This is a genomic window from Burkholderia sp. SCN-KJ (assembly GCF_024656005.1).
Lineage (GTDB): Bacteria > Pseudomonadota > Gammaproteobacteria > Burkholderiales > Burkholderiaceae > Burkholderia.
Genome location: NZ_JANKOG010000008.1, coordinates 48,115 through 70,609, shown reverse-complemented (window position 1 = coordinate 70,609; position 22,495 = coordinate 48,115). Strand labels below are relative to the sequence as shown.

Sequence of the window (22,495 nt, the reverse complement as noted above, 5' to 3'; positions counted from 1 at the left end):
TGAAGAGATCGCAATGACTCAACATTCCGCAACACGGTCCATGTTCGATCCGGCGCTGCTGCGCCCGGCGATCGTGGATTCGTTCAAGAAACTCACGCCGCGCACGCAGTTCCGCAATCCGGTGATGTTCTGCGTGTACGTCGGCAGCATCCTGACCACGATCCTGTGGATCGCGGCGCTCGCCGGCCAGGCCGAGGCGCCGGCCGGCTTCATCCTCGCGATCGCGCTGTGGCTGTGGTTCACCGTGCTGTTCGCGAACTTCGCCGAAGCGCTCGCCGAAGGGCGCTCGAAGGCGCAGGCCGCGTCGCTGCGCAGCGCGAAGAAGGACGTGATGGCGAAGAAGCTCAACGAGCCGCATCCGAAGTCGCCGATCCGCATCACGACCGCGTCCGACCTGCGTAAAGGCGACGTCGTGCTGGTCGAGGCCGGCGACGTGATCCCGGCCGACGGCGAAGTCGTCGACGGCGTCGCGTCGGTCGACGAATCGGCGATCACCGGCGAATCCGCGCCGGTGATCCGCGAATCGGGCGGCGACTTTTCGTCGGTGACCGGCGGCACGCGCGTGCTGTCCGACTGGATCGTCGTGACGGTCACCGCGAACCCCGGCGAGGCGTTCCTCGACCGGATGATCGCGATGGTCGAGGGCGCGAAGCGCAAGAAGACGCCGAACGAGGTCGCGCTGACGATCCTGCTCGTCGCGCTGACGATCGTGATGCTGCTCGCGACCGCGACGCTGCTGCCGTTCTCTATGTTCTCGGTCGACGCGATGAAGGCCGGCCACGTAGTGACGATCACCGCGCTCGTCGCGCTGCTGGTGTGCCTGATCCCGACGACGATCGGCGGGCTGCTGTCGGCGATCGGCGTGGCCGGGATGAGCCGGATGATGCAGGCGAACGTGATCGCGACGTCGGGCCGCGCGGTGGAAGCGGCCGGCGACGTCGACGTGCTGCTGCTCGACAAGACCGGCACGATCACGCTCGGCAACCGCCAGGCGTCGATGTTCGTGCCCGCGCCGGGCGTGAGCGAGGAGGCGCTGGCCGACGCCGCGCAGCTGTCGTCGCTCGCCGACGAAACGCCGGAAGGCCGCAGCATCGTGGTGCTCGCGAAGGAACGCTTCAACATCCGTCAGCGCGACATGGCGCAGCTGCACGCGACGTTCCTCGGCTTCTCCGCGCAGACGCGCATGAGTGGCGTCGACCTGTCCCCCGAGGGGACTTCCCCCGGGGCGCCGGCTCGCGAAATCCGCAAGGGCGCGGCCGATGCGATCCGCCGCTACGTCGAAACGCACGGCAGCCGCTTCCCGGATGAAGTGCGCCGCGCGGTCGACGACGTCGCGCGCCGCGGCAGCACGCCGCTCGTCGTCGCCGACCTGCACGACGGCGTGGCGCGCGTGCTCGGCGTGATCGAGCTGAAGGACATCGTGAAGGGCGGCATCAAGGAGCGCTTCGCGGAACTGCGCAAGATGGGCATCAAGACCGTGATGGTGACGGGCGACAACCGGCTGACGGCCGCGGCGATCGCGGCGGAGGCGGGCGTCGACGACTTCCTAGCGGAAGCGACGCCGGAAACCAAGCTCGCGACGATCCGCGAGCACCAGGCGGCGGGGCGCCTCGTCGCGATGACGGGCGACGGCACCAACGACGCGCCGGCGCTCGCGCAGGCCGACGTGGCGGTGGCGATGAACACCGGCACGCAGGCGGCGAAGGAGGCCGGCAACATGGTCGACCTCGACTCGAACCCGACGAAGCTGATCGAGATCGTCGAGATCGGCAAGCAGATGCTGATGACGCGCGGTTCGCTGACGACCTTCTCGATCGCGAACGACATCGCGAAGTACTTCGCGATCATCCCGGCCGCGTTCGTGACGACCTACCCGCAACTGCGCGTGCTCGACATCATGCATTTGACGTCGCCGGCCTCCGCGATCCTGTCCGCGGTGATCTTCAACGCGCTGATCATCGTCGCGCTGATCCCGCTCGCGCTGAAGGGCGTCACCTACCGGCCGCTCGGCGCCGCGTCGCTGCTGCGCCGCAACCTGCTGGTGTACGGCCTCGGCGGCGTGCTGCTGCCGTTCCCGTTCATCAAGCTGATCGACATGACGCTCGCCGCGCTCGGCTGGGCCTGATGCGCCGCATTTGAAGGAACCCTCATGAAAACGTTGATTCGCCCGCTCGTCGTGATCTTTGTCGTCCTGACCGCCGTGACGGGGCTCGCCTATCCGGCCGTGATGACCGTGTTCGGCCAGGCCGTGTTTCCGTCGCAGGCGAACGGCAGCCTGATCGAGCAGGGCGGCCGCGCGGTCGGCTCCGCCCTGATCGGCCAGCCGTTCGATGCGCCGAAGTATTTCTGGGGCCGCCTGTCGGCCACCTCGCCGATGCCGTACAACGCGTCCGGCTCCGGCGGCTCGAACCTCGGCCCGCTGAACCCGTCGCTCGCCGACCAGGTGAAGGCGCGCATCGCCGCGCTGCGCGACGCGGGCACCGACATGTCGAAGCCCGTGCCGGTCGACCTCGTGACGGCGTCGGCGAGCGGCCTCGATCCGGAGATCACGCCGGCTGCCGCCGCGTACCAGGTCGAGCGCGTCGCGAAGGCGCGCAACCTGACGGCCGATGCGGTCGCGCAGCTCGTCGCCGCGAACACGACGGGCCGCCAGTTCGGCGTGCTCGGCGAGCCGCGCGTGAACGTGCTGAAGCTGAACCTCGCGCTCGACGCGGCGCAGGCCGCGCACTGAACGCGCGGCCGGGCTCCCGGCGCGGCAACCGGCGTGCGGCGCGGCCTGATGCGCGCCGCACGCGCTTGGTCGACGGCGCATGCGCCGTCTTTGCCTTTTGCGGCGATTTGGAACCACAATGACAGTACTCGTTCGTCATCCCGCGTTTCGCCTTCCTGACGCATGAACCGCCCCGATCCCGACCAACTCCTCGACAAGCTGCAGCGCGACGAAGAAAAGCAGCGGCGCGGCCAGCTGAAGATCTTCTTCGGCGCGTCCGCCGGCGTCGGCAAGACCTATGCGATGCTGCAGGCCGCGCGCCAGCGGCTGCAGGACGGCGTCGACGTCGTCGTCGGCATCGTCGAGACCCACGGCCGCGGCGAAACCGCCGCACTGCTCGACGGCCTCGACGTGCTGCCGCTCGCGCGCATCGAGTATCGCGGCCGCACGCTCGCCGAATTCGATCTCGACGGCGCGCTCGCGCGTGCGCCGCAATTGATCCTCGTCGACGAGCTCGCGCATTCGAACGTGCAGGGCGCGCGCCACCTGAAGCGCTGGCAGGACGTCTACGAACTGCTCGACGCGGGCATCGACGTCTATACGACGGTCAACGTCCAGCACCTCGAAAGCCTGAACGACGTGGTCGGCGCGATCACCGGCATCCGCGTGTGGGAGACCGTGCCCGACCGCGTGTTCGACGCGGCCGACGAAGTCACGCTGGTCGACCTGCCGGCCGAGGAGCTGCTCGAGCGGATGCGCGACGGCAAGGTCTATCTCGCGCAGCAGGCCGAGCGCGCGGTGCGCAACTTCTTCCGCAAAGGCAACCTGATCGCGCTGCGCGAGCTGGCGCTGCGGCGCACGGCCGATCGCGTCGACGCGCAGATGCGCGAGTACCGCGCCGACCGTTCGATCCAGCGCATCTGGCAGGCGCGCGAGCGGCTGCTCGTGTGCGTCGGGCCGGGCCCTGAGGCGCCGACGCTCGTGCGCGCGGCCGCGCGGCTCGCGGCGAGCCTGAAGGCCGACTGGATCGCCGTGTACGTCGAGACGCCGCGGCTGCAGCGGCTGCCCGACGCGCGGCGGCAGCGCACGCTCGACGCGTTGAAACTCGCGGCCGAGCTCGGCGCGGAGACGGCCACGCTCGCGGGCGACGACGCGGTCGCCGCGCTGATCGGCTATGCGAAGGTGCGCAACGTGTCGAAGCTCGTCGCGGGCGGCTCGCCGAAGGTCGGGCTCGCGCGCCGCTTCGCGCGGCCGTTCGGCGAACAGCTCGCCGAACGCGCGGGCGACGTCGACCTGATGCTGATCCGCGCATCGGCGAGCGACGAAGTGCGCGCGGCGCCGCTCGACGCGCGCGCACGCGACTGGCGCGACGCGTTCGCGCAATTCGGGTTGCGGCGTTCGCCGCCGCGCCACTACCTGTACGCCGCCGCGATCTGCGCGGCGATCACCGGTGTCGCGAGCGTCGTGTCCGAGCGGCTCGACCTCACGAACCTCGTGATGCTGTACCTGCTCGGCGTCGTGTTCTCGGCCGTGCGGCTCGGGCGCGGCCCGGGCGTGCTGCAGTCGTTCCTGTCGGTCGCCGCGTTCGATTTCTTCTTCGTGCCGCCGCGCATGTCGTTCTCGGTCAGCGACACGCAGTACCTGCTGACCTTCTTCGGGATGCTGCTGACGTCGCTCGTGATCAGCCACCTGACGTCGACGCTGACGCGCCAGGCGAGCATCGCGCAGCGCCGCGAGCGCCGCACCGGCGCGATCTACGCGATGGCGCGCGAACTCGGCGCGGCGCTGACGACCGAGCAGATCGTCGAGATCGGCAGCCGCCACGTGGGCGAGGTGTTCCGCGCGCGCGTCGCGTTCCTGCTGCCCGACAGCGCGGACCAGGTGCGGCAGAAGATCGAGGAACCCGACGCGGCCGTCACGCTGACGGGCGCGGATCTCGACAGCGACGTCGGCCAGTGGGTGTACGACCAGCAGAAGCCGGCCGGCCGCGGCACCGACACGCTGCCTGCCGCCGCCGCGCTGTACCTGCCGCTGAAGGCGCCGATGCGCACGCGCGGCGTGCTCGCGGTCGCGTCGCGCGAGCCGCGCGAGCTCGAGGTGCCCGAGCAGCTGCGGATGCTCGATGCGTTCGCCGCGCAGATCGCGCTCGCGCTCGAGCGCGTGCACTACGTCGAGATCGCGCGCGACGCGCTCGTCAACATGGAATCCGAGCGGCTGCGCAACTCGCTGCTGTCGGCGATCTCGCACGACCTGCGCACGCCGCTCACGACGATCGTCGGCTTTTCGTCGATGCTCGCGAACGGTCGCGCGGCCGCGCAGGACGGCGACGCCGCGGCGGCCGAACGCTTCGCGCAGCGCGAGGGCGAGCTGGTCGACGCGATCCACGACGAGGCGCTGCGGATGACGGGCATCGTCACCAACCTGCTCGACATGGCGCGGCTGCAGGCCGGCAGCCTGCAGCTCAAGCGCCAGTGGTCGCTGCTCGAGGAAACCGTCGGCGCCGCGCTCGCCGCGTGCAAGCGCGTGCTCGCGCGCCATCCGGCGCGCGTGTCGCTGCCGGCCGACCTGCCGCTCCTGCAGATGGACGCGGTGCTGATGGAGCGGCTGTTCACCAACCTGTTCGAGAACGCGGCGAAGTACACACCGGCCGACGCGCCGATCGACATCGGCGCCGAACGCGTGACCGACGACGGCCAGCCCTTCGTGCGCGTGCACGTCGACGATCACGGCCCGGGCCTGCCGGCCGGGATGGAAACGCGGATCTTCGACAAGTTCACGCGCGGCGAAAAGGAATCGGCGACACCGGGCATCGGTCTCGGCCTCGCGATCTGCCGCGCGATCGTCGAGGCGCATGGCGGTAGAATCGGCGCGCTCAACCGTACCGCGCCCGACGGCCGCGTGACGGGCGCGCGCTTCTGGTTCACGCTGCCGGTCGACACGCCGCCGGCCGTGCCTGCCGTACCCGACGACGAAATCGACGTGCCCGGCGCGTCGTCTCCCTCCGAGCCATTGCCAGACCATGAGTGAACCGAGCCTGACCGTCGTCCTGATCGAGGACGAAAAACAGATCCGCCGCTTCGTGCGCGCCGCGCTCGAAGAGGAGGACATCGCCGTGTTCGAGGCGGAGACGGGCAAGCAGGGATTGATCGACGCGGCGACCCGCAAGCCCGATCTCGTGATCGTCGACCTCGGCCTGCCCGACACCGACGGCCTCGACGTGATCCGCGAGTTGCGCGGCTGGTCCGAGGTGCCGGTGATCGTGCTGTCCGCGCGCACCCAGGAAGAGGAGAAGGTCGCCGCGCTCGATGCCGGCGCCGACGACTACCTGACCAAGCCGTTCGGCGTGTCCGAGCTGCGCGCGCGGATCCGCGCGCAGCTGCGCCGGCGCAACCAGGGCGGCGCGAACGAGTCGCCGAAGGTGAGCTTCGGCACGGTGAGCGTCGATCTCGCGCTGCGCCAGGTGTGGCGCGACGGCGAGATCGTGCACCTGACGCCGCTCGAGTACCGGCTGCTCGCGACGCTCGTGCGGCACGCGGGGCGCGTGCTCACGCATCGCCAGCTGCTGCGCGACGTGTGGGGGCCGTCGCACGTCGAGAGCCATCACTATCTGCGCATCTACATGGCGCACCTGCGCCAGAAGCTCGAGCGCGATCCCGCGCAGCCCGAGCATATCGTCACCGAAACGGGCGTCGGCTACCGGCTCGTCGGCGCCGCGTGACGTCCGCGGGATGCCGCGCGATGCGGCCGGAATGCAAGGCCGCACGCCGGTGAAGTTGCTTCGGCGCGACATTGCCGCCGCATGCGCGGGCCGCGCACACCGGCCACGGATTCCCCGCTATGCTGACCGTTCCGCGAACAAAATCGAGGAGCGTGCAATGTCCGTCCGTCTGGTCGTCATCTGTGCGCTGGCGCTCGCTGCGCCCGGCGCGTTTGCCCAGCCGCTGCCGCCCGGGCAGCAGCCTTCGGCGCCGCAACAGGCGCTCGCCAATCCCGCGTCGGTCAACTGCGAGAAGCTCGGCGGCCGCCACGTGATCCGCAACCTGTCGAGCGGGCAGGTCGGCATGTGCGTGTTCAAGGACGGCCGGGTGTGCGACGAATGGGCGCTGTACCGCGACGACCGCTGCGTCGGCGGCGGCGGCGCCAAACGCGTGTCGAACTGAGACCGGGCACACGGCCGGGCGGCGGCGCGCGGGCCATGCGTCGCAGCGATCCCTCCGTTCGCCCCCGGCCGGCGCATCCGGCATGCCCGTAAGCGTCTTGTTATACTCGGCGCCGCCCGGGGACGACCCCGGGCCATTCGCTTCAACGGGGACGGCCCCATCCGATCCGGAGTACGTCGAGATGGCGTGGGTATGGTTGTTGATCGCCGGTTTGCTGGAAGTGGCCTGGGCGGCCGGCATGAAATCGTCCGAGGGTTTCACGAAGCTCGGGCCGTCGGTGTTGACGATCGTGGCGGCGCTCGCCAGCTTCGGGCTGCTCGCGGTCGCGATGCGCCAGTTGCCGCTCGGCACCGCGTATGCGGTATGGACGGGCATCGGCGCGGTCGGCGCGTTCGTGTTCGGGATCGTGATGATGGGCGAGGCGCTCACCGCCGCCCGCGTCGCGAGCGCATCGCTGATCGTGCTCGGGCTGATCGGCCTGAAGCTGTCGTCGGCTGCCTGACGCCGACGCGCCGGGCGCCGGCCGGCGCTCGCGCCCGGCCGTGACGCACCGCGGAATTGCGGCGGCCCGCCTGCCAGCCTGTCTATAATGGAACGCATTCGGGCCTGAATGCCGCTGCGCCGTTCCCGGCAGGCGGCACCGGTTGCCACGCGCCGCGCGGCCGGTCATACCGACTCGATCCGATCAATCGGCAAGCGCACGGAAAGTGCAAGGAGAGGGCCATGATCGAAGCCATTTCGCTCGGCGCGGGGCTCGCGTGGGCGAGCGGGCTGCGCCTTTACCTGACGGTGCTGATCGCCGGCGTGCTCGCGCGGGTCGGCTGGCTCCATCTGCCCGACACGCTGGCGGTCCTGACGTCGCCGTGGGTCATCGGCGCCGCCGCCGTGCTCGCCGTCACCGAATTCCTTGCCGACAAGATTCCCGCGTTCGATTCGCTGTGGGACGCGGTCCACACCTTCATCCGCATTCCGGCCGGCGCGGTGCTGGCCGCCGGTGCGCTCGGCCATGCCGACCCGACCGTGCTCGCGGTCGCCGGGCTGGCCGGCGGTTCGCTCGCCGGTGCCGCGCACGTCGCGAAGGCCGGCACGCGCGCGCTGATCAACCTGTCTCCCGAGCCGATCTCGAACTGGATCGCATCGTCCACCGAAGACGGCCTCGTGTTCGGCGGCCTCGCACTCGCGTTCTTCGTTCCGCTCGCGTTCCTCGTGCTGCTCGCGGCGTTCATCGCGGCGTCGGCCTGGGCGCTGCCGCGTCTGTGGCGCGGCGTTTCGGGCGGCTTCCGCGGGATGGCGAACCACATGGTGTCGCGGCTCAACTCGATCGGGGGCAAGCGCGATTGAAGGCGCCGTCATCCGCCGAGCGGCAGCATCCTGACCCTTCGCCGGCCCGGCGGCCCGGCCATGCCGGCCGCTTCGGCTGGCACGACCTGATCCGCCAGGCCGCACGGATGACCGCACGCGACTGGCGTGCCGGCGAACTGACGCTGCTGGTGCTCGCGCTGGTGCTCGCGGTCGCCGCGCTGACGAGCGTCGGTTTCCTCGCCGACCGGTTGCGCCAGGGGCTCGAGCGCGACGCGCGCCAGATGCTCGGCGCCGATTTCGTCGTGCGTGCCGACCATCCCGTCGATCCGTCGTTCGATCGCGAGGCGCGCGCGCTCGGCCTGCGCACTGCAACGACCGCGATCTTCCCGAGCATGATCGCGTCGGCCGCCGGCCGGCAGGCGAGCGACGCGGCACCCGCGCGCCTCGCGGCCGTGAAGGCCGTGTCGCCCGGCTATCCGCTGCGCGGCGCGGTCGAGATCGTGCCGGCGGGCGCCGCCGCCGCGCACAAGGCGGCCGCGATTCCCGCGCCCGGCACCGTGTGGGCCGATCCCGCGCTGCTCGATGCATTGCATCTGAAGGCGGGGGATACCGTGCGTGTCGGGTTGCGCACGTTCACGGTCGCCGCGTCGATCGCCCGCGAACTCGATCGAGGCTTCTCGTTCGTCAATTTCTCGCCGCGGCTGATGATGCGCGCGGACGAGCTTGCCGCGACCGGGCTCACCGGCTACGGCAGCCGCGTCACGTACCGGCTGCTGGTCGCCGGCGACCCGGCGGCCATCGCGCGCTTCGAGGCCTATGCGCATGGGCGCGTCGACGGCGGCAAGCTGCGCGGCGTCGGTCTCGAATCGCTGCAGGAAGGCCAGCCGCAGGTGCGCCAGACGCTCGATCGCGCGCGCCATTTCCTGACGCTCGTCGCGCTCCTGACCGCATTGCTCGCGGCGGTCGCGATCGCGATGGCCGCGCAGCGCTACATGCGGCGCCATCTGGACGGCTGCGCGACGATGCGCTGCCTCGGCGTGAGCCGGCGCACGCTCGGCGCGCTGTTCGCGCTCGAATTCGCGGGCCTCGGTATCGTCTCGGGCGTCGCCGGCGCGGCGCTCGGCTACGGCGGCCACTGGGCGCTCCTGGCGGCGCTCGGCGGCCTGATCGACGTCGCGCTGCCGCCGCCGACGCTGTGGCCCGCGCTCGTCGGCATCGGCACCGCGCTCGTGCTGCTGCTCGGCTTCGCGTTGCCGCCGCTCGCGCCGCTCACGCGCGTGCCGCCGGTGCGCGTGCTGCGGCGCGACTGGGGCGACGCGTCGCGCACCGCGTGGGCCGCGTATGCGCTCGGCGTCGTGCTGTTCGCGGGGCTGCTGATCGTCGCGGCGGGCAACCTGAAGCTCGGGCTGATCGTCACGGGCGGGTTCGCCGGCGCCCTGGTCGGGTTCTCGCTGATCGCGCGGCTCGTGCTGTACGCGGCGGCGCGCGCGGTGCGCGATGCGCGCGTGGCGGCGGGCATCGGCTGGCGCTATGCGCTCGCGTCGCTGCACCGGCGCGGCACGGCGAGCGCGCTGCAGATCACGGCGCTCGCGCTGGGCCTGATGTGCCTGCTGCTGATCGCGATCACGCGCAACGATCTCGTCGCCGGCTGGCGGCAGTCGATGCCGCCAGATGCACCGAACCAGTTCCTGATCGACATCCAGCCCGACCAGCGCGACGACGTCGCGGCGTGGCTCGCCGCGCACGGCGTGCGCGATGCGGTGCCCGCGCCGACGGTGCGCGGCCGGCTCGTCGCGATCAATGGCAAGCCGGTGAACCCGGACGCATATCCGTCCGACGAGGCGCGCCGGCTCGTCGACCGAGAGTTCAACCTGTCGTATACGACCCAGCTGCCGCCCGACAACCGGATCGTCGCAGGCGACTGGTTCGGCAATTCGGCCAGCCCGCAGATCTCGATCGAGGCCGGGCTGGCGCAGACGCTGAACGTGAAGCCCGGCGACACGCTGCGCTTCGACGTGACGGGGCTGACGGTCGATGCGCCGGTCACCAGCGTGCGCAAGCTCGACTGGGGCACGTTCCGCGTCAACTTCTTCGTGCTGATGCCGCCGCCGGTGCTGAAGGATTTCCCGGCCGTCTACCTGACGAGCTTCCACCTGCCGGCCGAGCAGGCGGCGCTGCTCGATCCGCTGATCGCGCGCTACCCGAACCTGACCGCGATCGACATCGCGCCGATCCTCGCGCAGCTGCAAAGGATGATGCTGCAGGTCGTCGGCGCGGTGCAGTTCCTGTTTGCGTTCACGCTCGCGGCGGGCGTGCTGGTGCTGTACACGGCGCTGGCCGGCTCGCGCGACGAGCGCGTGCGCGAGGCCGCGCTGCTGCGCGCGCTCGGCGCGTCGCGCGCGCAGGTCAATGCGGTGCAGCGCGCGGAATTCATCGTCGTCGGCGCGCTGGCCGGCGCACTGGCTGCGGCGGGGGCGATCGCGGTCGGCTGGGTGCTCGCGTCGCGCGTGTTCGAGTTCCGGCTCGCCGTCGATCCGTGGCTCGTGCCGGCCGGCATCGCGGCCGGCGTCGCGTGCGCCGGTGCGGCCGGCTGGCTGAGCCTGCATAATGTGTTGCGGCGCCCGGCGCTGCAGTCGCTGCGCGACGCCTGAGCGTCGCCGGCGGCCCCGACTATCCCGTTTCCGATTATCCGTATGACCGATGTGAATGATGAAGCGCCGTCGCAGCCGACGGCGTTCGAGCTCGTGGGCGGCGAAGCCCGCGTGCGCGAGATGGTGGACCGCTTTTACGACCTGATGGACCTCGAGCCCGAGTTCGCGGAGATTCGCGCGCTGCATCCGGCGTCGCTCGACGGCTCGCGCGACAAGCTGTTCTGGTTCCTGTGCGGCTGGCTCGGCGGCCCCGATCACTACATCAGCCGGTTCGGCCATCCGCGGCTGCGCGCCCGGCACCTGCCGTTCCCGATCGCGTCGGTCGAGCGCGATCAGTGGCTGCGCTGCATGGCGTGGGCGATGGAGGACGTCGGGCTGCCCGAGCCGCTGCGCGAACGGCTCATGCATTCGTTCTACGACACGGCCGACTGGATGCGCAACCGGCCCGGTTGATCGACCGGTACGCCGCTGTCCGGACGCCGGGCGAACTGCGTCTGGGCGGCCGGCGCGGTGCGGCGCGACACTGGTCGCTTCCCCATCGATACGAGGCTCGCCCGATGATGACCCAGGCCCTGTTTCGCGACGATGCCTATCTGACGCAATGCGAGGCCGTCGTCACGGCCGTCGGCGAAGACGGCATCCGGCTCGACCGCACCGTGTTCTATCCACTCGGCGGCGGGCAGGCCGGCGACAGCGGCGCGCTGACGCTGCCCGACGGCAGCACGATCGCGATCGTCGACACGCGCAAGGCGAAGTTCGAAGGCGCAACCCCCGACGATGCCGTGCACGTGCCCGAGGCGGGCCAGGAAGCGCGCGTCGCGGCGCTCGCACCCGGCGCGCGCGTGGTCGCGGATATCGACTGGCTGCGCCGCTACCGGCACATGCGGCTGCATACGGCCGCGCACCTGATGTGCGCGGTGCTGCCTTACCCGGTCGACGGCTGCAGCGTGACGGCCGACTACGTGCGGCTCGATTTCGCGACGTCCGACACGATCGACCGCGTCGACGTCGAGCGCCGTCTCGCGGAACTGGTCAACGGCGCGCATGCGGTCACGACCGAATGGATCACCGACGCGGAGATGGCCGAGCGCCCCGAACTCGTGCGCACGATGAGCGTGAAGCCGCCGCTGGGGCTGGGCCGCGTGCGGCTGCTGCGCATCGAAGGCGTCGATCTGCAGCCGTGCGGCGGCACGCATGTGCGCAATACGTCGGAAATCGGCGACCTGCGGGTCGCCAGACTTGAAAAGAAGAGTGCGCGGACACGGCGCCTCGTGCTGGAGTTTGCATGACGATCGACAACCTGACGGACAGCGCCGCGGCGCTCGATCCGCAAGCACGCGAGATTCTCGATTTCTGGTTCGGCGAACCGGATTCGGCGGCGTTCGGCCACGCGCGCAAGGTGTGGTTCAACGGCGGCGCGGCGTTCGACGACGTGCTGCGTACGCGCTACGGCGCGTTGCTCGACGCCGCGTGCGACGGCGCCTGCGATCGCTGGGCCGACACGCCGCTCGGCGCGCTCGCGCTGATCGTGGTCCTCGACCAGTTCTCGCGCAACATTCACCGCGGCACGCCGCGCGCGTTCGCCGCCGATCCGAAGGCGCTGGCGCTCGCGCGGCGCGTCGTCGCGGCCGGGTGGGACGCGCAGTTGCCGAGCGGCCATCACCGCGCGTTTGCGTACCTGCCGTTCGAACATGACGAGTCGGACGCGAGCCAGCGCGAGGCCGTGCGCCTGTGCGCGGGCATTCGCGGCGAGGCCGGGTGTGCGAGCTATCACGACTTCGCGTTGCGTCATGCGGCCGTGGTCGAGCGCTTCGGTCGTTTCCCGCACCGGAACGCGATTCTCGGCCGTGCATCGACCGATGCGGAGGCGGCATTCCTGCGCGAGCCCGGTTCGTCGTTTTGACGGGCGGGGTGGTGGGCATGAAGCCGCGCTCGCGCGCCGCTTGCCTGGTCTTGCGGAAATGACGACGGCGCCGTTTCGCGGCGCCGCCTTGCATTACTTCGTTTCGTGCGCTTCGGGCGTGCGCACGTAGACGCGCAGCAGTTCCTCGTCGTCGCCGGGGCGGGCGCCGGTCCAGAACAGTTTCCATTCGCTGCCCGGCGCCGGATCCACGGCCCGCACGCCCTGGACGATCATCCACGTGCAGCGCGTCGTCTTCGCGTCGTCGATCGGCGTGTGCTGGATACCGGAGAAGTAGTACAGCATCGGCGCTTCCGATTCGCCGAGCCCGTGCAGGCTCGCCATGCAGTCGCCGTCGCTCCACTCGAGCGCGAGATGCGCGTTCAGGTCGTCGAACACCGATCGGTAGCTCTTCGCGACGTCGAGCCACGGCAGCAGCAGCGTATAAACGAGACCCCACGCAACCAGCGCGCCTGCGCCCCACGACAGCGCGCCGCGCCACAGGCCGGTCGTGCGCAGCTTCGGCAGCAGCGACAACCAGCCGACCGTCAGCGCGAGCGCACCGATCACGAGCCCGGGCACGATCGGCATGGTCCAGTCGAGCGGCAGCCAGCGGCCGAGCACCGCGAGGTTCGCGCGCGATGCACCGGGATCGGCCATGACCGCCCAGATCATCCACGCGAGCGCGACGACGGTGCCGAACAGCAGGCGGCTCAGGTAGTCCCATGCGAGATGCAGCCCGCGCGGCAGGCGTTCGATCGCCTGCGCGGCGACCAGCGCGAGCGGCGCGAAGAACGGCAGGATGTAGAGCTGGCGCGAGGTCGCGGACACTTGCAGCACCGCCAGGCCGATCCCGGCGAACAGCACGGGCAGCGCGATGCGCGGCGTGCGCCAGTCGCGCCATGCGCCGCGCGCCAGCGCGACGATCGCGAGCGGCGCGACCGGGAAGCCGAGCAGCAGGAACGCACGCAGGATGAAGAACGGCTTGTCATTTTCCGCGCCGAGTTCCGGCACCGAGAAACCGAAGAAGCGGCCGACGTTGTTGTCCCAGAACCACGTCATGAACAGCGTCTCGGAACGCAGGAACAGCGCGGTCGGCCAGATGAGCGCGAACGGTGCGAACACCAGCGCGGCGACGCCGAGCGAGCGTGCGAATGCGCGCGTACGGCAGGCGGGGTAGAGCACCAGCGCGCCCGTGAGCGTGGCCGCGAACACGAGCGGCACGAACAGCCCCTTCGCCATCAGCGCGATGCCGACACCCGCGCCGAAGAGCGGCGCGGCCCAGCGGCCGGACGGCCGCACCGGCAGCCCGTGCCGCATCTGCCGCGCCTGCGCGACGTGCCGCATCACGAGCTCGAGCAGGCCGCAGAAGCCCATTGCGGTGCCGGCGAACAGCGCGACGTCCGTCATCATGTCGTGCACGTGCTTGATGACGACGAGCGTGCCCGCGCTCAGCACGACGGGGCCGATCACGCGCAGGTCGAGCCAGCTGTCGGCCCGGCCGGCACTGCGGGCCGCGCGAGCGATGAAGCCGAACGCGAGCGCCGCGAACAGCGCGCTCGCGAGCCGTGCCGCGTCGTGCAGCGGCATCACCCGCTGCAGCAGCCACGCGAGGCTCGTCGCGACCCATGCGTAGAGCGGCGGCTTTTCCATGAACGGCTGGCCGGCGCTGGTCGGCACGACGAAGTCGCCCGTCTCGAGCATGTGCTGGATGATGCCGAACGTATAGGTTTCGTCCTGCTTCCACGGATCGTGGCCGAGCACGCCCGGCAGCGTATACGCGCACACCAGCGCGGCAACCAGCAGCCAGACGCGCCAGCCGAGCCGGAGGACGCGATCGCGGGTGGCGTTCGGTGCGGCGGCGCCGGCCACGGCAGGCGTGCCGGCGCCATCGAGTGTCGCGCTGAGGTTGGGATCGGCGGCTGAGCGTGCGTGCGCGGCCGAAGCGGGCACGGCCGTGCGTCGCCGGCCGGGCGCTGCGGTTCCTGGCATGGAAAAGATCTCGGTCGGGTCAAGCCGGTCCGGCGACATGGGCCGGGACCAATAAGGGTCGCATCGAGGCGAAATGACAGCCGGATGACCGGCCGTTTTTGGCTTGGCGCTAGTAGAACACGGAACCGTTACGGATGTTTACTGAAACAGCCGCGATATTGTGGAGATTTGTGGTGTCGTGACCACGGACGGCCACGGTCGGCCGTTTTTCCGCCTTTTGGGGCGGGATTACCGGCCGCCGCCGACGTCGAGCAGGGCGCCCGTCGTGTAAGACGCCGCGTCGCCGAGCAGCCAGACGATCGCTTCCGCGATCTCCTGCGCTTCGCCGGCGCGGCCGAGCGGCGTCTGCGCGCCGAGGCGTGCCGCGCGGCCCGGCTGGCCGCCGCTCGCGTGGATTTCCGTCTCGATCAGGCCGGGGCGCACCGCGTTGACGCGTACGCCGTGCGGGCCGAGTTCCTTCGCGAGGCCGATCGTCAGCGAATCGACCGCACCCTTCGAGCCCGCGTAGTCGACGTACTCGTTCGGCGAGCCGAGCCGGGACGCGATCGACGACACGTTGACGATCGCGCCGCCGCGCCCGCCGCGATCGGTGGACAGCCGGCGCGCGGCTTCGCGCGCGCACAGGTAGGCGCCGAGCACGTTGGTGTCGAACATCCGCCGCAGCCGTTCGACCGGCATGTCGGCGAGCGGCAGCGACGGCGCGACGATCCCCGCATTGTTGACGAGCGCGTCGAGGCGACCGAACGCGGTCGCGACCGTATCGAACATCGCGATGACGTGCGCTTCGTTCGCGACGTCGCCGGCGACGACGCACGCGCGCGCGTCGGCGTCGCGAACGGCTTGCGCGGTCAGTTCGGCGGCCGCCGCGTCGCGCGCGTAGTTGATGCCGACGTCCCAGCCGCGCCCGGCCGCGAGCACGGCGGTCGCGCGGCCGATGCCGCGGCTCGCGCCGGTGATGAGGACAGCCTTGCGCTCGGACGGTGCGGGCATCGCGTGCGGCTCCTGATGAAGGTTACTTGGCCGCGTCGGTTGCCCACTTGTCCTGGGCGAGCGGCTGGTAGCGGCGCAGCTGTTCGATCAGCGCGACCGGTTCGGCGTCGATGCACAGCGCGTCGAAGTAGGCCGGGCGCATGAAGCCTTCGTCGACCGTATGGCGCAGCAGCGCGATCAACGGATCGTAGAACGAATCGATGTTGTACAGCGCGACGGGCTTGCGGTGATAACCGAGCTGCGCCCACGTATAGACCTCGAAGAATTCCTCGAGCGTGCCGGCGCCGCCGGGCATCGCGACGAACGCGTCGGACAGGTCGGCCATCATCTTCTTGCGGTGGTGCATGTCGGGTACGACGTGCAGTTCGGACAGCCCGGTATGGCCGACTTCCTTGTCGACGAGCAACTCGGGGATCACGCCGACCGCACGGCCGCCGGCCGCCATCACTTCATCGGCGATCACGCCCATCAAACCGACGCGGCCGCCGCCGTAGACGAGCGTGAGGCCCGCATCGACGAGCGCGCGGCCGAATGCGCGCGCGGCGTCCGCATAGACGGGCCGCACGCCGGACGACGAGCCGCAGTAAACACAGACTGCCTTCATTGTTTCGTATCCTTCGCGGCGGGCTTGGCGGCGACCGGGCTGCCCGCGGGGCGCGGCGAACCGTCGCGCGGCGGCAGGTAGTCGGTGAACTGGCGCTTGGGCAGCTTGCCGGAGACGAGATCGTCGAACAGCTGGCGCGAACGGCCGCGCAGGTACGGGGCCATGATCGAGATCACGTGCATGCTGACCTGGTGCAGCTCTTCGCGGATCGCGTCCTGGTCGTTGTATTTGCGCGGGTGCATCACGTACTGATACGACAGCCAGTACGTCGAGATCACCGCCATGTTGGTGGCGATGACTTCGATCTCGGCGGGCGTCGCGACCATTTCGGCGTCGGACACGAGCAGTTCGCACATCTCGTGCGCGAAGCGCACCTTGTGGCTGATGATCTGCTTGAAGTGCGTCTCGAGCGTGCGGTTGCGCGCGAGCAGGTCGTTGAGGTCGCGATACAGGAACCGGTAGGTCCACATGAAATCGGCCATGTACTGCAGGTACGACCAGGTCTCGTCGATCGTCGGACGGTGATCTTCGGGGAAGCGCAGCCGCCGTTCGATCTGCTGCTCGAACTGCGCGAAGATGCTGTTGATGATGTCGTCCTTGTTGCGGAAATGGTAGTACAGGTTGCCTGGACTGATTTCCATTTCCTCGGCGATCGTCGTGGTCGTGACGTTCGGCTCGCCGATCTCGTTGAAGAGTTTCAACGACAACTCGAGAATCCGTTCGCGGGTGCGGCGGGGAGGTTTCGCTTCCATGTCGTCCGGCCCTGTGTGTGCCGGACTGGCGGGCGCTGCAATCGATGCTGCGGGATTCGTCCGGCGCGGGTTGCTGTTCTAAGTCTGGCGGACGATTATAAACCGCGGTTTCCTTGCATCGGGCGCATTTCGTGATCGCGATGCGTTCCGCGCATGGTGCGCCGCCGCACGCGGGCGGCGGCGCGGGGGTTGCTAGAAGCCGAGCCAGCGGGCGATCACCGGCCCGAGCACGAAGCCCCACGTCGTCACGCACGCGAACAGCGCGACCGTGACCGCCGCGCTGCCGAGGTCCTTCGCGCGCTTCGACAATTCGTGGCGCTCGAGCGAGATGCGGTCGATCGCGGCCTCGACGCTCGAGTTCAGCAGCTCGACGATCAGCACGAGCAGCACCGACGCGATCAGCAGCGCGCGCGATGCGGCGGGGACCGGTGAGAACGCACCGATCGGCAGCATCAGCGCGGCGAGCGTGAGTTCCTGGCGAAACGCGCTCTCCTCGCGGATCGCGACGCGAAACCCGTTCAGCGAATGCTTGAGCGCGTACCACGCGCGCGTGATGCCGCGGTGGCGCTTGTACGGGTTCGGCGGCAGCGGCGCCAGGCGATCGTCGGGGCCGAGCGGTTCGTGCGGGTGCACGTCCGCGTCGGCGTGCGGCTCTTCTTCGTCGAACGGACGATGCAGTGGCGCCGTGATGGCAGGGGACGGGGTCTTGTCGTTCAGGTCTCGTTTCAAACGGCGGCACCTTCGGCGGGCGAGTACGCAGTCTTCGGCAGCGGCTTCAGATGCGACGCGAACTGCTCGGACGCCGCGCGCCACGAGAAGCGTTCGGCCCACGCGCGGGCCGTCTCGCGTTCGATCTTCAGCGCCTCCAGGCAGGCTTCCTGCAGGTCTTCGTGCATTGCGCCGGCAGCGCCCCCGCCGAGCACGTCGATCGGGCCCGTGACGGGGTAGGCGGCGACCGGCGTGCCGCACGCGAGCGCCTCCAGCAGCACGAGGCCGAACGTGTCGGTGCGACTCGGGAACACGAACACGTCGGCCGCAGCATACACCTTGGCGAGCTCGGCTTGCGACAGTACGCCAAGATAGTTCGCTTCCGGGTAGCGCGACTTCAGCTCGGCGAGCGCCGGGCCTTCGCCCGCGACCCACTTCGAGCCGGGCAGGTCGAGGCGCAGGAACGCCTCGACGTTCTTCTCGATCGCGACGCGGCCCACGTACAGGAAGATCGGCCGGGCGGTGTTGAGCACCTTCGACTCCATCGGCCGGAAGATGTCGAGATCGACGCCGCGCGTCCACAGCACGACGTTCGTGAAGCCGAATTTCTCGAGGTCCTGTTTCACGACCGGGGTCGGCGCCATCACCGCGAGCGACGGCCCGTGGAACCAGTGCAGGAACTTGTAGGTCGCCGACAGCGGAATCCCGAAGCGCGCCTGCACGTATTCCGGAAAGCGCGTGTGATACGCGGTCGTGTACGGCAGCTTGCGCGCGCGCGCATAGCGTCGCGCGGCGAGGCCGAGCGGGCCCTCGGTCGCGATGTGCAGCGCATCGGGTGCGAACGCATCGATCCGCGCGCGCAGCTTGCGGTACGGCAGGATCGACAGGCGGATCTCGGGGTAGGTCGGGCAGGGCACCGTGCGGAATTCCAGCGGCGTCAGCATTTCGACCCGGTGGCCGAGCGCGGTGAGTTCACGGGTGGTGCTCTTCAGCGTGCGCACGACGCCGTTGACCTGCGGTTCCCACGCGTCGGTGACGATCATGATCTTCATCGCGGCATGTGTCCTGTAAGTGGAGTTGTGTCAGGCAGTGGCCTTGGCCTTGCGCGACGGGGCGGCGGACGGCGCGGTGCGCATCGCCGTCCAGTAGACGACCTTCAGTTCGCCTTCCATCGTCTCGACGAGCGCGGACAGGCTCTCGACCCAGTCGCCGTCGTTGCAGTACAGCACGCCGTCGATGTCGCGGATCTCCGCCTTGTGGATGTGCCCGCACACGACGCCGTCGCAGCCGCGGCGGCGCGCCTCGTCGGTCATCACGGTCTCGAACTGCGAGATGAAGTTCACCGCGTTCTTCACCTGGTGCTTCAGGTACTGCGACAGCGACCAGTACTGGAACCCGAGCCGGCTGCGGATCCGGTTGAACCAGCGGTTCAGCACGAGGATCAGCGTGTAGAGCGTGTCGCCGAGATACGCGAGCCATTTCGCGTGCTGGATCACGCCGTCGAACAGGTCGCCGTGCACGATCCACAAACGTTTGCCGGCGAGCGTCGTGTGGAACGCCTCGCCGCGCACCTGGATGTCGCCGAACGCGAGATCGCAGAACTGCCGCGCGCCTTCGTCGTGGTTGCCCGGGATGTAGACGACCTGCGTGCCCTTGCGCGCCTTGCGCAGCACCTTCTGCACGACGTCGTTGTGCGCCTGCGGCCAGTACCAGCCTTTCTTCAGCTGCCAGCCGTCGATGATGTCGCCGACGAGGTACAGGTATTCCGAATCGTTGTGGCGCAGGAAATCGAGCAGGTAGGGCGCCTGGCAGCCGCTCGAGCCGAGATGGATGTCGGACAGCCAGATCGTGCGGTAGCGATGGGTGGACGGCTCGGGGTCGTCGCGCTGCGTGACGTGTGCGGCCGCCGGTTCGTGCGGCGAAAGGGCATCGGTTGCGGCCGAGCCGGACAGGAAGGCGGTGACGGCGCGGGCGCCGAGCGGTTGACGGAACAGGGAGGTCGCGGACGTTTTCTGGCCCATGCATGACTCGCGCCGGTTGACATTACCGGCATTGCGCCATGCGGGCGTGACCATGCCGTGACAGTCACGAGACGTTCTTATTACTGTCGTCGCGGCGTGTTTAGCAGTGAACGTGGCGGCGTTGCGTAACCTGCCGAACCGACCGGCCTGCGGTTACCGTGGAAGCCGCGCGGGGCGGGCGTGCGGGCGGTTTCGAGGGGTTTTATCTGATGAATGCACGGATGCACGGATGCACGGATGCACGGATGCACGAATGCACGAAGCCGTCCCGCGATCACGCGAACCGCGCGGTCAGCGCGGAATCGCGACGACGCGCGTGCGGGCGATGCGGTCGTGCGGAAACTGGCGATCGGCATGCAGGCGGGCGGCGCCGGCCCATACGACGATCCACGCGGCGGCGAGCGCGAGCGTGACGGGCACCGACAGGCCGAGGAGCGGATGCAGCGCGAGCGGCGGCAGGAACCACAGCCAGCCGAGCGCGTAGCGGACGAGCGCGTGGCCGGCGTTCAGCGGCCGGCCGCTCGACGATTCGAGCCGCAGCCGCCAGGTCTTCATCGGCAGCGTCTGGCCGCCATGGGTCCAGAACCAGACGAAGTACGCGCCGACGACGAGTGTGATCCACGCGGCGAGCAGGTTGTGATGGACGAGGCCGTTGCGCTGCTGCGTCGCGAGGCTGAAGGCGAGGGCGGCGAAGAATACGACGCCGAACAGCAGCACGGCTTCGTACAGCATCGCCGCGAGGCGCCGCCGCACGGACGGCGCGGCGGCGACGGCCGGGGCCTTGGGTGCGGGGGCGCTTGCCACGGCGGGTCAGGAACCCTTGAACATCGACGGCGCGTCGGCCGGCGACACGGGCGTGACGGTCGCGGGTGCGGGGGCGGTGCCGGACGTGGCCGATGCGGTCACCGGCGGCGCGCCGGCGCCGGCCGATGCGGGCGCCGGTACCGCAACAGGGGTGCTCGCCGGATGCTCGTGCGAATTGACGAGACGGCGCACGTCGCGGTCGGCGACGGTCGGCGGCGCGCTGACGACGCTCGGCCGGCGCCGGCGCTCGGTCGCGGCGAGGCGCTGCTTCTGTTCTTCGGGCAGTTGCTGGTAGGCCTTCCATGCGCGCTCGCGCGCCTGCGCGGAAAGCTCCTTTGCGCTCTGGTAATTCTCGCGCGCGACGCGGCGCTGCTCGGGCGTCATCCGCGCCCATTCGGACATCCTGTCCTGCAGGTGCTTCTGCTCATCGGGCGTCAATTTCGCGAAACGGGACGCGATCTTCAGCCATTTGCGCTTGCGCGCATCGCTGAAGCCATCCCACTGATCGGCGAACGGCGCGAGTGCCGCGCGTTGTGCGGGTGTCAGGCGCGCCCACGACAGCGGGCCGTTGGCGGCCGGCAGCGGCAGGGGCAGCGGGGCGAGTTCGGTGGTCAGGCCGGCTGCGGCCGAGGTCGGCGCGGGCGCGCTGCTGGCCGCGGCGGAGACCGTCGCGGGGGGCGGGTTGAATCGGGAATAGGTGGCGACGTAGGAAATGGCGATCGCGATCACGCATCCGAAAAATACGGCCAGGCCGCGTTTCTGACTCACCCGTGCGATCCCCTCGTTATTGTCTGTTTGTTAGCGTGTGTGCGAAAGATACGCGTTGAACCCGTGATCGAGATACGCGTTGAGCGGCAGGTCGTCGCTGAGCATCGCCGCGTCGATGTCGGCGAGTTCGGCGGTGCGCTGCATGTCTTCCCAGTACGCGATGCCGACGAGCCCCGCGAGCAGCAGCGCGAGCGGCCACGCGCGCAGCAGGCGGCGCGCGAACGACGTCTGCGGGCGGCTCGCGGGCGGCGTGCCGGATGCGGCGGCGGCACCGGCGAAGGCGGGCACGAACACCGGCGCGGTGGCGGCTTCCGGCTTCTTGCGCGCGAGCGCGGCCCGGCGCGCGACGGCCAGACGATCGGTGGTCGCGGCAGGCAGCGCCGCGGCACGTTCGTCCAGTGCGCGGCGGACCTTCAGCGCGAATTCGTGTTCTCGATTTACGGGAGCGGAGCTCATAGCGTGATTCCTTTGGCCTTGAGCGCTTGCGCCAGGGCATGGGTGGCTCGCGAGCAGTGCGTCTTGACGCTGCCTTCGGAGCACCCCATTGCGGCGGCAGTCTCGGCGACATCCATATCTTCCCAATAACGCATCAGGAACGCTTCCCGTTGACGCGTCGGAAGTTTCTGGATTTCTTCGTCGATCAGGGCCAGAACCTGCTCCCGCTCGAGGCGGTGCTCGGTGCTCTCGACACCTGCATTGTCGTCCGCTGACTCGAGCGTTTCCAGTGGATCGAAGTCCTCGTCGTCCGTATTGTTGAGCGACGAGAACAGCGTGACCCAGGTATTGCGGACCTTCTGCCGGCGGAACCAGTCGTGGATCGCGTTCTGCAGGATCCGCTGGAACAGCAGCGGCAGTTCGGCCGCCGGCCGGTCGCCGTATTTCTCCGCCAGCTTGATCATCGCGTCCTGCACGATGTCGAGCGACGCATCGTCGTCACGCACGGCGTACGCAGCCTGCTTGAACGCGCGCCTTTCGACGCCCGCCAGAAAGTCGGCGAGTTCCTTGTCTGATGCCATTCCGTAAAGGTATGCGCTGCGGACTGCGGCGTGTGAAAGGTCGAAAAATTTCGTAAAACCCGCGGATGCTAACAAATTTTCGCGCGACTTGGCACCGGTTGCGGCTCGCCACGTTGC

22 protein-coding genes are annotated in these 22,495 nt (G+C 69.7%); 11 read left to right on the top strand and 11 right to left on the bottom strand.

All coding sequences use genetic code 11. From position 1 onward, the window contains the following. Positions 1–13: 13 nt before the first annotated feature. From kdpB to NQV17_RS15135, 11 genes are all read left to right on the top strand, one after another. Positions 14–2,125, top strand: coding sequence for a potassium-transporting ATPase subunit KdpB (kdpB, locus tag NQV17_RS15185; protein WP_257772875.1), 2,112 nt, complete (start codon positions 14–16; stop codon positions 2,123–2,125). A gap of 24 nt (positions 2,126–2,149) precedes the next feature. Next, positions 2,150–2,731, top strand: coding sequence for a potassium-transporting ATPase subunit KdpC (kdpC, locus tag NQV17_RS15180; protein ID WP_257772874.1), 582 nt, complete (start codon positions 2,150–2,152; stop codon positions 2,729–2,731). 162 nt (positions 2,732–2,893) lie between these two features. Continuing rightward, positions 2,894–5,737, top strand: a complete 2,844-nt coding sequence (locus tag NQV17_RS15175) for a sensor histidine kinase KdpD (RefSeq protein WP_257772872.1) — start codon at positions 2,894–2,896, stop codon at positions 5,735–5,737. Next, positions 5,730–6,428 (top strand): two-component system response regulator KdpE, encoded by a 699-nt coding sequence (gene kdpE, locus NQV17_RS15170; RefSeq protein WP_040127870.1) that lies wholly within the window; start codon positions 5,730–5,732, stop codon positions 6,426–6,428. Before NQV17_RS15175 ends, kdpE begins: the two co-directional genes overlap by 8 nt. Positions 6,429–6,585: 157 nt before the next feature. Further along, on the top strand, positions 6,586–6,870 hold the full coding sequence (locus NQV17_RS15165; RefSeq protein WP_044844690.1) for a DUF333 domain-containing protein: 285 nt from the start codon (positions 6,586–6,588) through the stop codon (positions 6,868–6,870). Positions 6,871–7,051: 181 nt separating this feature from the next. Continuing rightward, complete coding sequence (gene sugE / locus NQV17_RS15160; RefSeq protein WP_124612514.1) at positions 7,052–7,372, top strand: quaternary ammonium compound efflux SMR transporter SugE; 321 nt, start codon at positions 7,052–7,054, stop codon at positions 7,370–7,372. A 221-nt stretch (positions 7,373–7,593) separates the two neighbouring features. Then, positions 7,594–8,211, top strand: coding sequence for a DUF4126 domain-containing protein (locus tag NQV17_RS15155; protein WP_257772871.1), 618 nt, complete (start codon positions 7,594–7,596; stop codon positions 8,209–8,211). A 107-nt stretch (positions 8,212–8,318) separates the two neighbouring features. Further along, positions 8,319–10,823 carry an ABC transporter permease gene (locus NQV17_RS15150; RefSeq protein ID WP_257773021.1) on the top strand — a complete coding sequence of 835 codons (2,505 nt, stop codon included), beginning with the start codon at positions 8,319–8,321 and terminating at the stop codon, positions 10,821–10,823. Positions 10,824–10,865: 42 nt separating this feature from the next. Continuing rightward, entirely contained in the window at positions 10,866–11,276 is a 411-nt protein-coding gene (locus NQV17_RS15145) for a group II truncated hemoglobin (protein ID WP_044844686.1), read from the top strand. A 104-nt stretch (positions 11,277–11,380) separates the two neighbouring features. Continuing rightward, a complete protein-coding gene (locus tag NQV17_RS15140) occupies positions 11,381–12,112 on the top strand; it encodes an alanyl-tRNA editing protein (protein ID WP_257772870.1) in 732 nt (243 codons plus the stop codon). After that, positions 12,109–12,726 (top strand): DUF924 family protein, encoded by a 618-nt coding sequence (locus tag NQV17_RS15135; protein WP_257772869.1) that lies wholly within the window; start codon positions 12,109–12,111, stop codon positions 12,724–12,726. The genes NQV17_RS15140 and NQV17_RS15135 overlap by 4 nt, the downstream gene beginning before the upstream one ends. Before the next feature lie 93 nt (positions 12,727–12,819). Here NQV17_RS15135 and NQV17_RS15130 read toward each other — a convergent pair whose 3' ends face one another. The 11 genes from NQV17_RS15130 to NQV17_RS15080 all read right to left on the bottom strand — a co-directional run bounded on the left by NQV17_RS15130 (position 12,820) and on the right by NQV17_RS15080 (position 22,378). Further along, complete coding sequence (locus NQV17_RS15130; protein ID WP_257772868.1) at positions 12,820–14,715, bottom strand: glycosyltransferase family 39 protein; 1,896 nt, start codon at positions 14,713–14,715, stop codon at positions 12,820–12,822. Positions 14,716–14,943: 228 nt separating this feature from the next. After that, complete coding sequence (locus tag NQV17_RS15125; protein WP_257772867.1) at positions 14,944–15,705, bottom strand: SDR family oxidoreductase; 762 nt, start codon at positions 15,703–15,705, stop codon at positions 14,944–14,946. Between the two features lie 22 nt (positions 15,706–15,727). After that, entirely contained in the window at positions 15,728–16,309 is a 582-nt protein-coding gene (locus tag NQV17_RS15120) for a TIGR00730 family Rossman fold protein (RefSeq protein WP_044844682.1), read from the bottom strand. Then, positions 16,306–17,061 carry a TetR/AcrR family transcriptional regulator gene (locus NQV17_RS15115; RefSeq protein ID WP_044844681.1) on the bottom strand — a complete coding sequence of 252 codons (756 nt, stop codon included), beginning with the start codon at positions 17,059–17,061 and terminating at the stop codon, positions 16,306–16,308. Before NQV17_RS15115 ends, NQV17_RS15120 begins: the two co-directional genes overlap by 4 nt. Before the next feature lie 192 nt (positions 17,062–17,253). Then, positions 17,254–17,790: a diacylglycerol kinase gene (locus NQV17_RS15110; RefSeq protein WP_044844680.1), complete on the bottom strand. Its 537-nt coding sequence runs from the start codon at positions 17,788–17,790 to the stop codon at positions 17,254–17,256. Further along, on the bottom strand, positions 17,787–18,821 hold the full coding sequence (locus NQV17_RS15105; RefSeq protein ID WP_044844679.1) for a glycosyltransferase family 1 protein: 1,035 nt from the start codon (positions 18,819–18,821) through the stop codon (positions 17,787–17,789). Before NQV17_RS15105 ends, NQV17_RS15110 begins: the two co-directional genes overlap by 4 nt. Positions 18,822–18,851: 30 nt before the next feature. Beyond that, on the bottom strand, positions 18,852–19,790 hold the full coding sequence (locus NQV17_RS15100) for a UDP-2,3-diacylglucosamine diphosphatase (protein WP_044844678.1): 939 nt from the start codon (positions 19,788–19,790) through the stop codon (positions 18,852–18,854). Positions 19,791–20,081: 291 nt separating this feature from the next. Further along, positions 20,082–20,594 carry an RDD family protein gene (locus NQV17_RS15095; RefSeq protein ID WP_257772866.1) on the bottom strand — a complete coding sequence of 171 codons (513 nt, stop codon included), beginning with the start codon at positions 20,592–20,594 and terminating at the stop codon, positions 20,082–20,084. Positions 20,595–20,600: 6 nt separating this feature from the next. Further along, the gene (locus NQV17_RS15090) at positions 20,601–21,362 is read right to left on the bottom strand and encodes a DUF3106 domain-containing protein (protein ID WP_257772865.1); all 762 of its coding nucleotides are present in this window, start codon (positions 21,360–21,362) and stop codon (positions 20,601–20,603) included. Positions 21,363–21,392: 30 nt separating this feature from the next. Then, positions 21,393–21,818, bottom strand: a complete 426-nt coding sequence (locus tag NQV17_RS15085; RefSeq protein WP_257772864.1) for a DUF3619 family protein — start codon at positions 21,816–21,818, stop codon at positions 21,393–21,395. Continuing rightward, positions 21,815–22,378 (bottom strand): RNA polymerase sigma factor, encoded by a 564-nt coding sequence (locus NQV17_RS15080; RefSeq protein WP_040144687.1) that lies wholly within the window; start codon positions 22,376–22,378, stop codon positions 21,815–21,817. The genes NQV17_RS15085 and NQV17_RS15080 overlap by 4 nt, the downstream gene beginning before the upstream one ends. Positions 22,379–22,495 lie beyond the last annotated feature (117 nt).

Bases quoted from the DNA above. Each gene is read 5' to 3' on its own strand.
- kdpB (WP_257772875.1), top strand. From the start codon at position 14: ATGACTCAACATTCCGCAACACGGTCCATGTTCGATCCGGCGCTGCTG.
- kdpC (WP_257772874.1), top strand. From the start codon at position 2,150: ATGAAAACGTTGATTCGCCCGCTCGTCGTGATCTTTGTCGTCCTGACC.
- NQV17_RS15175 (WP_257772872.1), top strand. From the start codon at position 2,894: ATGAACCGCCCCGATCCCGACCAACTCCTCGACAAGCTGCAGCGCGAC.
- kdpE (WP_040127870.1), top strand. From the start codon at position 5,730: ATGAGTGAACCGAGCCTGACCGTCGTCCTGATCGAGGACGAAAAACAG.
- NQV17_RS15165 (WP_044844690.1), top strand. From the start codon at position 6,586: ATGTCCGTCCGTCTGGTCGTCATCTGTGCGCTGGCGCTCGCTGCGCCC.
- sugE (WP_124612514.1), top strand. From the start codon at position 7,052: ATGGCGTGGGTATGGTTGTTGATCGCCGGTTTGCTGGAAGTGGCCTGG.
- NQV17_RS15155 (WP_257772871.1), top strand. From the start codon at position 7,594: ATGATCGAAGCCATTTCGCTCGGCGCGGGGCTCGCGTGGGCGAGCGGG.
- NQV17_RS15150 (WP_257773021.1), top strand. From the start codon at position 8,319: ATGACCGCACGCGACTGGCGTGCCGGCGAACTGACGCTGCTGGTGCTC.
- NQV17_RS15145 (WP_044844686.1), top strand. From the start codon at position 10,866: ATGACCGATGTGAATGATGAAGCGCCGTCGCAGCCGACGGCGTTCGAG.
- NQV17_RS15140 (WP_257772870.1), top strand. From the start codon at position 11,381: ATGATGACCCAGGCCCTGTTTCGCGACGATGCCTATCTGACGCAATGC.
- NQV17_RS15135 (WP_257772869.1), top strand. From the start codon at position 12,109: ATGACGATCGACAACCTGACGGACAGCGCCGCGGCGCTCGATCCGCAA.
- NQV17_RS15130 (WP_257772868.1), bottom strand. From the start codon at position 14,715: ATGCCAGGAACCGCAGCGCCCGGCCGGCGACGCACGGCCGTGCCCGCT.
- NQV17_RS15125 (WP_257772867.1), bottom strand. From the start codon at position 15,705: ATGCCCGCACCGTCCGAGCGCAAGGCTGTCCTCATCACCGGCGCGAGC.
- NQV17_RS15120 (WP_044844682.1), bottom strand. From the start codon at position 16,309: ATGAAGGCAGTCTGTGTTTACTGCGGCTCGTCGTCCGGCGTGCGGCCC.
- NQV17_RS15115 (WP_044844681.1), bottom strand. From the start codon at position 17,061: ATGGAAGCGAAACCTCCCCGCCGCACCCGCGAACGGATTCTCGAGTTG.
- NQV17_RS15105 (WP_044844679.1), bottom strand. From the start codon at position 18,821: ATGAAGATCATGATCGTCACCGACGCGTGGGAACCGCAGGTCAACGGC.
- NQV17_RS15100 (WP_044844678.1), bottom strand. From the start codon at position 19,790: ATGGGCCAGAAAACGTCCGCGACCTCCCTGTTCCGTCAACCGCTCGGC.
- NQV17_RS15085 (WP_257772864.1), bottom strand. From the start codon at position 21,818: ATGAGCTCCGCTCCCGTAAATCGAGAACACGAATTCGCGCTGAAGGTC.
- NQV17_RS15080 (WP_040144687.1), bottom strand. From the start codon at position 22,378: ATGGCATCAGACAAGGAACTCGCCGACTTTCTGGCGGGCGTCGAAAGG.